Below are 12647 nucleotides of genomic sequence, written 5' to 3'. Positions count from 1 at the left end.
GAAATTTAATTTGAAAAAGACGTTTTTATTTTTTGCATAAAATTTAGAAAAAACTCATGTAGAAAGTATAAATTGGTTTTAGCTTTCTAAGCTGCCTACATGGCAGTGAACTACACATTGAAAGGAGAATGGGTTTTTAGTATTTTCTAAGCTGCCTACATGGCAGTGAACAGTAATATTAAGTGATAAACCATAAAAATAACAATAGGATAAGTATAAAATGCAACAAATAACCAAAGTTGTTTTAAGGTTGTATAACTTATTGATTTTATTAAGCTGTTAAAGAGCGCTTAAAATATTGGGGTAAAAAATAGCAACTGTTAAAGAGTTTCACTAGAGCAATCAGCTAATTCCTTTATAATCCATGCTATTGATACGAACAAAAATGTAATAGGCTAAATACGTGATTGATCAGACCGAAACAGATTTAGAACTCACAGAATCCGAAATGCATCTCTATTCTCGTCAGATCCTTCTTGATGAGTGGGATATCGAAGCGCAGGAAAAGCTTAAACTCGCCAATGTTTTAATCGTTGGTTGTGGTGGAATAGGTTGTACTACAGCTGAGTTACTCGCACGTGCAGGTGTAGGAAAAATCGCTTTAATAGATGCTGACAGCATTGAGATGAGTAATTTACAACGTCAGATTGCATATACAGAACAAGATATTGGTTTTTATAAAGCAGAAATTTTAGCAAAGCGTTTACAGCAGGTTAATCCGAATATTCATGTAGAAAGCTATGTAGCTAAGCTTGATGAAAGTAATGCTACGGACTTGATAGCATCACAAGACTTGGTTTTAGATGGATGTGATAATTTCACGACACGCTATTTGGTTAATCAAATCTGTACTCAGTTGAACGTGCCACTCATCAGCGCATCAGCCATTGCGTTTCAAGGGCAGTTATTGATGGTCGAAGGGGATTCAGCTTGTTATGAATGCCTCTTTCCAAAAGAACAGCATATTAATGAAAGTTTCCGCTGTGCAGATTCAGGCGTATTGGCAACCACGCCGAATGTGATGGCAAGTTTACAAGCACATCATGCATTATTATTTTTAGGCTTAGGAATGACACCACTCAAGCAAAAACTGTTACTTTGGGATGGTTTAACAATGAAACAACGAATTTTAGCTTTTGAAAAAGAAATAGATTGTCCAAACTGTCAGGCAAGTCATACTGCAAACATCGATTAATTTGCTACACTCCAATAAATTTGATGCTACTTAGACATTATGAAAAACAATATCTTCTTAGATGGACTGCGCTCAGTTGCCCGAGTTGGGGAAACGGCTGTGATTGCTGCGAAGGCGGGCATTAAATATGCCACTGAAAAACCGAGTAATGCCAAACTTATGCGAGAAACATTTGAATCACTCGGTTCAACGTACATTAAACTCGGGCAGTTCATTGCAAGCACACCTTCATTATTTCCACGTGAATATGTGGAAGAGTTTCAAGGGTGTTTAGACCAAACTCCATCGTTACCATTCAGTTATGTGCAAGGTGTATTGGCTTCGGAATTTGCAGGTCGTGATTTAAGTGAAATTTTTGCTTCAATTGAAGAAAAACCACTTGCTTCAGCATCGATTGCCCAAGTGCATGCAGCGAAGCTGGTTAGCGGCGAAGATGTTGTGATTAAAGTACAAAAACCTGGTGTAGAAACCATTCTCTATACCGATTTAAGCGTACTGCATTGGGCAACTAAAGTTTTTGAAAGACTTGTACCGAAAGCGAAATTTGCTTCACTTGCAGATATTGTTGATGAAATTAAAACGCGCATGGTACGTGAAGTTGACTTTATTGAAGAAGCACAGAATCTTGATGATTTTGTTGATTATTTGAACGTATCGCAAAATAATGCAGCAACAGCGCCTAAAGTTTATCATCAATATTCAACGCGTCGCGTATTGACCATGCAACGCTTATATGGCGTACCATTGACTGATTTTGAAGTGGTAAAAAAAGTGGCAAAAGACCCTTCACAAGTGTTAATCACAGCGATGAATACTTGGTTTGGTAGTTTGATGATGTGTAAATCTTTCCATGCAGATTTACATGCAGGCAATCTAATGTTGCTTGAAGATGGTCGCATCGGTTTTATTGATTTTGGTATTGTCGGACAGTTGAATCCTGTGGTATGGACAGCCTGTATGGCCTTTATGGATGCGTTGCAAAAAACAGACTATGTTGCAATGGCTGATAATATGCTCAAAATGGGCATGACCAGTCAACAAATTGATACCCAAGTTTTAGCCGCAGATTTAGAGCGCTTGTTTAGTGGTGTGCTGATGGCTGATCCACAGCAAATTTTGACTTCAAATCCAGCAGATTTAAACGACATTATGATGGACATGGTCGGTGTTGGTGAGCGTCACGGTATTAAATTCCCACGTGATTTTGCCTTATTGTTTAAACAAATGCTGTATTTTGATCGATTTATGCGCGTTCTTGCACCATATACAGATATTTATGCAGACCAACGTTTACAGATGGTGCAAAATATCGATCCAAGTTCACTGTTAAAGCATTGATTCATATTTAATTAAACTCTCCAAAATCCTTGCTTTAGATAAAGTGAGGATTATCTTGATCTATTTTAAAGAAGAGAATTTTTCTTTTTTGAAAATTGAAAGATAGGGAAACTTTCTAGGTGAAAAATGGACGCAATTATTATTGAAGGTTTAAAGGTTGATACCGTGATTGGCTGCTTCAATTGGGAACGTCAAATCATTCAGCCTTTAATGCTCGATTTAACCATCAATACAAGTCTGGAAAAAGCAGCAAGTTCAGATGAGTTGGATGATACGCTGAATTATGCTGAAATTTGTGAAATTTCAGCCAAAGTCATTCAGGATGCTGCACCGAAATTGATCGAACATGCCGCAAAGTTAGTTTTAGATGCACTTTTTACTACCTTTCCCGCCGTTGAATCTATTAATATAACCATCCGTAAGCCTGCCATTATCGCGCAAGCAAATTCTGTAGGAATTCGTCTTGAACGCCACCGAAACGATATTCGCCTTAGCACTGGCGAGTAATTGTCATCCTCAACAAAATTTCAAAAAAACTTTCGCTCAAATTTCAACGTTGGGCGAAGTAACGTTTTCTCCAATTTATCTTATTCCGTGCCGAGATGGTGTTGGGGCAGATTATTGGAATGCAGCATGTTTATTACATTGTGAGCAATCTGTTGAAGAAATCACAACTGTATTGAAAAAAATGGAAGCAGATACAGGGCGTATTCGTCCCTCACATCATATTTCTTTGGATGTGGATTTAATTGCATGGGGAGTAGATTTAAATAGTATGCAATTTAATCCTAAAAAAATGCCCTTAGCTCTAGATGTGAAAATTCCAATGTTTGATCTTTGGAAGGATGAAAGATTCAGTCATTTAACACATCAATTTCCTGTGGTGAGATGCATAGATTAAGATTATTGTTTAGCAATGGATTAAGAGTAAATATAAGATTTTGCCTAAATTAAAAATTAGAATAGTGATGCAGTATCACTATTATAGGATGAAAAACAATCTTGTTTTGTATTTATACCTTGGATGTGTTCAATACATTAAAATTTAAAAGCTTTAAGCATGATTTATTTGAGATATTTTATTAAAAGAAAAATTTAAAAAATTGCTAAGATTTAGTTAGGTTAAAACAAGTTTTTATTAATGAAATTTTAATATTCTGCTCATAAAACTATATACACATAAAAAGTGATCATACTGATAAGTTGATTGATAATGTAGCTTACTTGTCAGTGTTGCACTTCATCGTTGGTGTTGCAGAGTAGGTAAGTATGTTATCTGAAATAGTGACTCTTTGGGAGCAATGCTCGATTTGGCTTGGTCAGCATGCAGTCTTACCCATTCTTAATTTTTTACATATTACGAAATATACGGATACATCAACAGAAATTGCCACAACCTTAATGGTTGGTATATTACAGTTAGTGATTATCGGTTGTTTATTTCGCCCTTTAGAAAATTTGATTCCTGCTGAAAAGTGGGATAATCGTCGTTATGCTCGCATAGATTTTCATTTAACTTGGTTGATGTTAGTGGGTTTATTTCCACTTTTTGCATTTTTAATCATGACACCAATCATCAATTATTTTAGCGGTATTTCACCAACTGTAGGTGATGACAGTATTTGGAGTATGAAAGCTCAATTCCCTTGGTTAAAAAATCATTCTTGGGTGTTTTTTATCCTCTATTACTTAACGTATGATTTAGTTTATTACTGGATGCATCGTATTCAACATGTTCTACCGTGGTGGTGGGCAATGCACAGTTTTCATCATAGCCAACGGCAAATGAGCTGTTGGACCAATGATCGCACTAATTATCTAGATGGAATGGCGCAGTCATTTGTTTTAGCAGGTGTTGGTATATTTTGGGGAGTATCAGGCGAGGAGTTTGCTTGGTTAATGCTTCTTGGTGAGTTGGTACAAAATTTTTCCCATGCTAATGCCCGTATTGGCTTTGGTCCAACCGTGGGTAAAATTTTCGTTAGTCCAGAATTTCATCGTTTACACCATATGGACTTTGTACCTGAACGACCAACATTGCATAACTGTAATTTTGGACAGGTATTTGCAATCTGGGATGTAATTTTTAAAACAGCTTTATATAACGAGCCTATACATCTTACGGGAGTAACTGGCGATAAGATGGTGGATATTGACAATGATAGAGGTATTATTGGTGTGCAGGTTGAATCTTTGAAGCGATTTTGGGGTAGTGTTACTTGTGTAGATGATTGGCGTCTTGGTGGTGTGGTCTTTAGCAAAAATTATCGACCGATTCATATGAAAAAACCAGTGAATGGTCAGCAACAAGTACTTAAACCTCATGTGAGAACAGATGCACCGCTACCTATTCATAAATCATCAAAAGACTAGGACTACGTTGGTTATGAAAAGCTAAAATAAAATACCTAATGATAATAATTACATGATTCAATAATCATTCATAAATTAAGCTGTACAAGCCATTTATTCAACGCAAATTAATAATGTAACGACAATAAATGTCGCTTAGCTTTATATAATTTACGCAAATTTTACGCCAAAGTTTATTTTCTCAATAGAGAGTTTACGCCATTATTTTTCATACTACATCTTGGAATATCCCCGATGTTAGGATGAAAACGATGGACGCTAAATTCATAGCTCATCAACGTGTAAAGCATCAAATCAAATGCTTAAAATGTAAGACCTTAAAAAATATAACGCAGATCAATAGGGCAATGCAGGTTCAAGGAGCATTGTCATGTTAGAGCTCATTTTACTTTTAGTCATTGTTACGATTCTGGCTTTTCCGCTCGGAAAATACCTTGCTGCTGTTATGCAAAACCGTGAGATGAAGATTGATCCGCTTTTCAATTGGATCGAAAAACCGATTTATGCAATGTTGGGAACCAATCCTCAGCAAGGGATGAATGTTAAAACGTATATTCTAAGTTTTGTATTTAGTTGTTTGATTCTTGGTGTAGCGGTGTGGAGCATGTTTATGGTGCAAGCATGGTTGCCTTTAAATCCCAACCACGCACCGAATATGTCATGGGATTTGGCATTACATACCATGATTTCATTTTTGACGAATACCAATCAACAACATTATTCAGGTCAAGCACAGCTTTCCTATTTATCACAAATGGTTGGAATTGTTGGCTTGCAAGTCATTACTCCAATGATGGGTTTGGCGATGGTGGTTGCAACCGTTCGTGCTTTATTCTTTGATCGTTCAAATGACCTAGCCACAGTATCAGACTCTGTTGCAGCAGGTCTCGCTCAGAAAATTAAAAGTATCAGTGTTGGAAATTATTGGGCAGATGTTATTCGTCCAACATTTCGCTTTTTATTGCCACTTTGTATGATTTGGGCATTGTTTCTAAATAGCCAAGGTGTACCTGCAACATTTCAAGGTGGACCAGAGATTCAAATTGTAGATCAGACTTCTGAATTAAAAGTACAAAAAATTCCACTGGGACCTGTTGCACCAATGGTTGCCATTAAACAACTCGGCAGTAATGGTGGAGGATGGTATGGACCAAACAGTACTGTGCCATTAGAAAACCCAACACCATTTTCAAATTTTATGGAAATGCTCGCAATCTTATTAATTCCAGTCAGCGTTATTTTTATGTTGGGATTCTTTACAAAACGTCCAAAATTTGCAGGCTTTGTTTTTGGTTCAATGCTATTAATGTCCGTAATTTCAGCATCCAGTGCAATTTGGTCTGAAAGCCTTTCTCAAACCGCTTCGCAAATTTCGCTGATGGAAGGTAAGGAAATGCGTTTTGGTGAATCATCATCTGCACTGTGGGCAGCATTAACAACACAAGTGAATAATGGTTCAGTCGATATGATGCATGATTCTACATCACCACTCACAGGATTGGTCGCACTGTCCAATATGCTGATTAATGCCATTTGGGGCGGAATTGGTTGTGGCTTACAGCAATTCATCATCTATCTATTTTTGGCTGTGTTTATTGCAGGTCTCATGACAGGGCGCACCCCTGAACTGTTCGGTCGAAAAATTGAAGCAGGTGAAATCAAACTACTTGCTGTGGTGATTTTGATTCAACCGATTGTGATTTTAGGATTAACCTCGATTGCCTTATTTTTCCCTGAACTTACAGGGAATAGTAATCCTGCATATCATGGGGTTTCACAAGTTTTATATGAATACGTTTCTGCATTTGCCAATAATGGTTCAGGTTTTGAAGGCTTGGCAGATAACACGGTTTGGTGGAATCTGACTTGTAGTCTTGCTTTACTGTTAGGGCGTTTCCCAACATTGATTATTCCTCTGATTATTGCGACACGTTTAGCCTCTAAACGTCAGGCACCTGAAAGTAATGGTAGCTTAAAAGTTGAAACACCGACCTTTGCTTTAACTTTAATTGCCATTGTTGTGATGCTGACCTTATTACAATTTATGCCTGTCTTAGTGTTAGGGCCAATTGCTGATCATTTGTTATTGGTTCAAGGCTAAGGAGTAAAATTCATGAATCACTCAGTACAGTCTGAACAAAATATATCAACGCTTTTTCAAGCTGAAGCATGGAAAAATGCTTTTATTAAGTTGCTTCCACAACATGCAATGCAAAATCCTGTTATGGCGATTGTATGGCTCGGGACGATTATTACTTTAATCAGTACGATTTTAGGCAAAGCGAACCTTATATTCGGTTTACTTGTCACGTTGATTCTATTTATTACCGTCTTATTTGCCAATTATGCAGAAGCGATTGCAGAAGCTAAAGGGCGAGGTCAAGCATCATCACTGAGACAAGCACGTCAAAATTTAACAGCAAGACGAATCACAAATTTACAAGACACAGAAGGCGTTCAAATTGCTGCATCTGCATTGAAACTCAATGATTTGATTGAAGTTCGAGCAGGTGAGCTAATTCCCTCTGATGGTGAAATTGTTTATGGTTTTGCCACGATTAATGAAGCAGCAGTAACAGGTGAATCTGCGCCTGTATTACGTGAAGCAGGAACAGATCGTTCAGGTGTGATTGGTGGTACTAAAGTTTTAACAGATCGTATTATCGTACAAGTCACAGCAGAAGCAGGTAATAGCTTTTTAGATCATATGATTGCCTTGGTTGAAGGTTCAAATCGTCAAAAACCCCCCAATGAGATTGCACTCGGGATTTTACTGACGGTGATGACTGTGACTTTTATCATGGTCGTGGTTAGCCTACCGATTATTGGTCATTTTCTCAATATTTCCATCAATCCGATTCTTTTGGTGGCTTTATTAGTGTGTTTGATTCCAACGACAATTGGCGGTTTATTGCCTGCGATTGGTATTGCGGGAATGAACCGTGCTTTAAAAGCCAATGTGATTGCCAAATCAGGTAAAGCCGTTGAAGTTGCAGGTGATATTGATGTCTTACTTCTAGATAAGACAGGAACGATTACTTTTGGTGATCGTCAAGCAACCGCATTTTATCCACTGACAGGTGTATCAGATTCGGAGCTTCGTCAAGCTGTTGTATTGACTTCACTTGCAGATCCAACACCTGAAGGTAAGTCAGTTGTTGCACTGGCAAAAGAACAGGGTGAAAAAGTTCATGAACCTGAACAGGCTGAATTTATTCCGTTTAGTGCTTCAACTCGTATTTCAGGCTTGAATTTGATCGATGGGCAACAAATCCGCAAAGGTGCTTTGGATGCAATTTTAAAATTTACTTCGCAAGATATTTCACGTCATAGCGAACTTAAAACACGTGTCGAACAAGTTGCTTCAAAAGGTGCAACACCACTTGTGGTTGCACGAGGTCAAAATTTATTAGGCGTGATTGAACTGTCCGATGTGATTAAACCAGGCATTAAAGAGAAGTTTGCACGTTTACGTGAAATGGGTATAAAAACAGTGATGGTGACAGGGGATAATCCATTGACTGCTGCTGCAATTGCGGCTGAAGCGGGTGTGGATGATTATATTGCTGAAGCTAGACCTGAAGATAAGTTGAACTGTATTCGTGCCGAGCAAAATAAAGGACATTTAGTGGCAATGGTGGGCGATGGTACCAATGATGCACCTGCACTTGCGCAAGCAGATATTGGCTTGGCGATGAACTCAGGCACACAAGCGGCTAAAGAAGCGGGCAATATGGTGGATTTAGATTCTGATCCAACCAAATTATTGGCTGTAGTCGAAATTGGGAAACAACAATTAATTACCCGTGGCGCATTAACCACATTCTCATTGGCGAATGATATTTCAAAGTATTTTGCAATATTGCCTGCACTTTTTGTTGCAGCCATTCCGCAAATGAGTGTGTTGAATGTGATGCAATTAGGCAGTTCTGAAAGCGCCATTCTTTCAGCATTGATCTTTAATGCCATCATTATTCCCTTGCTTATTCCAATCGCATTACGTGGTGTGAAATTTAAACCATCAACATCAACACAATTATTGCGCCGTAATATGCTGATTTATGGTGTAGGTGGAGTGATATTACCTTTTGTTGCAATCAAAGCGATTGATCTTGTGATCAGTCAAGTTTTGGTTATTTAAGGAGTTGAACATGAATACGATCAATACAGAACATTTAGGACAAGCTTCATATCTTTCATTGCTTCGGTCTTCTATTGGGTTGACTATTGTTGGTTTAGGTTTGTGTGGCTTTTTATATAGCGCAACCATGACTGGGCTAGGTCAGGTCTTATTTTCGGATCAAGCCAATGGAAGCTTAATTGAATTAGATGGAAAGGTTTTAGGTTCTCGTTTAGTTGCTCAACCTTTTACAGATGCAAAGTATTTTCAATCACGACCTTCAGCAGTTAATTATGATCCCATGGCAATGGCAGGTAGTAATTTGGCAAGAACCAATCCTGAATTAACAAAAATCATTGAACAACGCATTGCTGATATTCAAGTGAAAGATCAGGTTGATCGTGGTCAAATTCCAAGTGATTTGGTGACGGCTTCGGGAAGTGGGATAGATCCTGAAATTAGTTTGAAGTCTGCAATGATTCAAGTGAAACGTGTTGCAGAGGTAAGGCATTTAGCTGAACAGCAAGTCCTTGAGCTAGTTCAGCAATATACTTTAAAACCTACTTTTGGGATGTTGGGGAAAGAGCGTATAAATGTACTTGAATTAAATTTAGCTTTAGATCTGATCAAAGAATAATTTCTGTATATTTATTAGAATGATTGGTTATATTTTTTCACGACGGCATCCTACCAGAGAAAGTTTAATGGTAGGAGCTTGTTTATTATTTTTGTCATGGTAAAAGTAACCAAAACCGTTTGGCATTCGCTGAACTTGTCAAAATGAAATATTGCTCAAATATTTCGCAGAAATATGATGAAATAGATGGTTGTTTGTCTCGGACAATAACGAATCCCATTTTTAGTTAAGATATCAATTATTTATATTTTCAAAAAGCAACATTGTTGATTTAATTATTTTAAAAGATATTTCTATGGAAAATCGAAACAATAAAGCAGATGTTTTATTACAACATGCCAAACGCTATCAATCAGGGCGTTTAACCATATTTTTAGGTGCTGCACCCGGCGTAGGTAAGACTTATGCCATGTTAGTTCGAGCACGTGATTTATTTCAGCAAGGGCAAAATATTATTATTGCGTATATTGAAACACATGGGCGTATCGAAACTGAAAGTTTAATTGAAGGACTACCTTGCATCCCTCGAAAAAAAATAGAGTACCAAGGGCATCATCTTGAAGAAATGGACTTAGATGCTGTTCTTGAAAAGAAAGCTAAAATTGTTTTGGTTGATGAGTTTGCCCATACCAATATTCCCGGAAGTCGGCATGAAAAACGTTGGCAAGACATTAACGAATTGCTCGATGCTGGCATAGATGTTTTTACTACTATGAATATTCAGCATTTAGAAAGTCTGAATGATGTTGTATATCAAATTACAGGCATTCGAGTAAATGAAACAGTGCCTGATCGGGTATTTGAGCGTATTCGTGATATTCGTTTAATTGACTTACCTGTCAATGAATTACTGGAACGCTTAAATCAGGGCAAAGTTTATATTCCTGAACAAGTACAGCATGCGTTACAAGGTTTTTTTAATAGTTCAAATTTAACGGCTTTACGTGAACTGGCAATGCAAACCGTTGCAAGTCATGTCGATAGTGATGTGCGTGAAAATTTTGCATTACAAGGATTAACACCAATCCCACTCAAAAATCATCTATTAATTATGGTTGATGGTTTGGGGCAGTCTGAAGCTTTAGTACGTGCAGGATGTCGCCTTGCTGAAAACCGTTTAGCGACATGGACAGTTGTTGCTTTTATACATGAAAATCATTATCAAACAGTAAATTCAAAAATTCCTGAATTAGATGCACAAAGTAGAGAAATTGAGCGAGCTTTGAATTTATGCCGACAACTGGGTGGTATGACTGAAATCTTATATGGTCAACAACATGCAAAAACGCTTTCAGAGTTTGCCCTTGAACGGGGTATCTCCACATTGGTTGTGGCACAGACACAAGCTCAAAAGTATCATTTAAAAGTTAAACCGAATTTAATTGAGCAAATTTTACAATATCATCCTCATTTTGAGTTGAGTATTGTTCCGATTCAATCGGCGCAAAAAGTACTTCATTCTGTCGGGGAAACACGTCTATTTTTAAGTTTGAAAGAATCTTTATTAGTTTTATTCACTACGATCATTAGCATTACCATTGCCAGTTTAGGCGAAAAATATTTAGGTATTGAAGAGCTTTCGGTTATTTTTATTACGGCAGTGGTTTTTGTCGCATCTAAAACACGCATGGCTGCGGCAGCATGTTCTGCGATTATTTTCTTTCTTGCGTATAATTTTTTCTTTATTTCACCTAAATATACCTTGCAGATTTCGGCACATCAGGGAGTGATTACCGTCGTAGCATTCTTGGCAGCAGCATTAATTGCAAGTCGTTTAGCCTCTCGTTTAAGGGGGCAAGTGACCGCATTAAAAGCAGCCAATGGCTATAACAGTATTATGCAAGACTTGGGGCAAAAGTTATCGACTGCTGTGAATATTGAGCAGGTCAATCATATTGCAGAACAAAGTTTAGAGAAAAATCTAAAAGCAGATGTTTTATTGTATTTTCCAAATCAAGTGCTGATTTGCAATGAGTATAATCACACGAGGCTATCAGATAAAGAAAAAATATCAGCGGAATGGACAATCACTAATCAGCAACCATCAGGACGTTTTACTCAAACATTAACTGAAAATGAATGGTGGTTTTTACCACTTTTAGCATCAAAACAATGTTTGGGTGTTGTCGGCTTAAAGTTTCCAAATCAGATGAAGATGCTAAATGTTGAACAGAAGCGCTTAGCGGAAACCATGATTGAATATATCGCTCAGGCACTTTCACGTACTCAACTGACCAAAGAATTAGAAATTGCCAATGTAACATCTGAAACTGAAAAATTACGTTCAGCATTATTATCCTCTGTTTCGCATGATTTACGTTCGCCTTTAGCATCGATGATTGGAGCAGCAGAGACTTTGAGTAACTATCGACACTCGATGGATGAAGCAGATCAAGACAGTTTATTGGAAGCGATTCATTTAGAGGGTGAGCGCTTAGATCGTTATATTCAAAATTTATTGGATATGACGCGTTTAGGGCATGAAGGCTTGAGTTTAAAAAGAGATTGGATTGGTATAGATGAATTGGTTGGATCAGCAGTGCGCCGTTTAAACCGATATTTACCCAAAGTAAAGGTCAATATTTTAATGCCTGAAGAAGCGATTAATTTATTTGTACATGCGGCTTTAATTGAGCAAGCCATTTTTAATGTATTGGAAAATGCAGCCAAGTTTTCACCTGAAGATGAAGTTGTTGAAATTGAAGTTAAAAAAGTGAATGATGAACAGGTTCAGATTACGATTAGTGACCAAGGGCTTGGCATTCCTGAAGAAGAACGTAATCGTATTTTTGATATGTTTTACACCATGCAACGAGGTGATCGTGGGCAATATGGTACGGGTTTAGGGCTCACTATTGTAAAAGCGATTATTGGTGCACATATGGGACAGATTTCCGCCACTGAGGCAAAAAATCATCGGGGTACTTGTATTCGTATATTACTACCCATACAGCAGATCATGGCATAAAAGAGAAATGAATAAA

The 12647-nt window shown here is 37.6% G+C and carries 9 protein-coding genes; all 9 read left to right on the top strand.

The annotated features are described in order from the left end of the window. Nucleotides 1-448 precede the first annotated feature (448 nt). The 9 genes from B9T35_RS04655 (at nucleotide 449) to B9T35_RS04615 (ending at nucleotide 12631) form a co-directional block, all read left to right on the top strand. Complete coding sequence (locus B9T35_RS04655) at nucleotides 449-1195, top strand: HesA/MoeB/ThiF family protein (RefSeq protein ID WP_086190312.1); 747 nt, start codon at nucleotides 449-451, stop codon at nucleotides 1193-1195. Nucleotides 1196-1234: 39 nt separating this feature from the next. After that, nucleotides 1235-2533, top strand: coding sequence for an ABC1 kinase family protein (locus B9T35_RS04650; RefSeq protein ID WP_086189968.1), 1299 nt, complete (start codon nucleotides 1235-1237; stop codon nucleotides 2531-2533). Between the two features lie 126 nt (nucleotides 2534-2659). Then, the gene (folB, locus tag B9T35_RS04645; RefSeq protein ID WP_086189967.1) at nucleotides 2660-3040 is read left to right on the top strand and encodes a dihydroneopterin aldolase; all 381 of its coding nucleotides are present in this window, start codon (nucleotides 2660-2662) and stop codon (nucleotides 3038-3040) included. Further along, the gene (locus tag B9T35_RS04640; RefSeq protein ID WP_086189966.1) at nucleotides 2997-3434 is read left to right on the top strand and encodes a 2-amino-4-hydroxy-6-hydroxymethyldihydropteridine diphosphokinase; all 438 of its coding nucleotides are present in this window, start codon (nucleotides 2997-2999) and stop codon (nucleotides 3432-3434) included. The genes folB and B9T35_RS04640 overlap by 44 nt, the downstream gene beginning before the upstream one ends. 368 nt (nucleotides 3435-3802) lie before the next feature. Next, entirely contained in the window at nucleotides 3803-4906 is a 1104-nt protein-coding gene (locus tag B9T35_RS04635) for a sterol desaturase family protein (protein ID WP_086189965.1), read from the top strand. Nucleotides 4907-5276: 370 nt separating this feature from the next. Further along, complete coding sequence (gene kdpA / locus B9T35_RS04630; protein ID WP_086189964.1) at nucleotides 5277-7007, top strand: potassium-transporting ATPase subunit KdpA; 1731 nt, start codon at nucleotides 5277-5279, stop codon at nucleotides 7005-7007. Nucleotides 7008-7019: 12 nt separating this feature from the next. Continuing rightward, nucleotides 7020-9047: a potassium-transporting ATPase subunit KdpB gene (gene kdpB / locus B9T35_RS04625; protein ID WP_086189963.1), complete on the top strand. Its 2028-nt coding sequence runs from the start codon at nucleotides 7020-7022 to the stop codon at nucleotides 9045-9047. A gap of 10 nt (nucleotides 9048-9057) precedes the next feature. Next, entirely contained in the window at nucleotides 9058-9663 is a 606-nt protein-coding gene (gene kdpC, locus B9T35_RS04620) for a potassium-transporting ATPase subunit KdpC (protein WP_086189962.1), read from the top strand. Nucleotides 9664-9958: 295 nt separating this feature from the next. Continuing rightward, the gene (locus tag B9T35_RS04615) at nucleotides 9959-12631 is read left to right on the top strand and encodes a sensor histidine kinase (protein ID WP_086189961.1); all 2673 of its coding nucleotides are present in this window, start codon (nucleotides 9959-9961) and stop codon (nucleotides 12629-12631) included. Nucleotides 12632-12647: the final 16 nt, after the last annotated feature.

Origin of the sequence: Acinetobacter sp. ANC 3832 (assembly GCF_002135415.1) — a bacterium.
Taxonomy (GTDB): Bacteria; Pseudomonadota; Gammaproteobacteria; order Pseudomonadales; family Moraxellaceae; genus Acinetobacter.
Note: the sequence above shows the minus strand (reverse complement) of the source record. Positions and strands in the feature narration are given on the sequence as shown.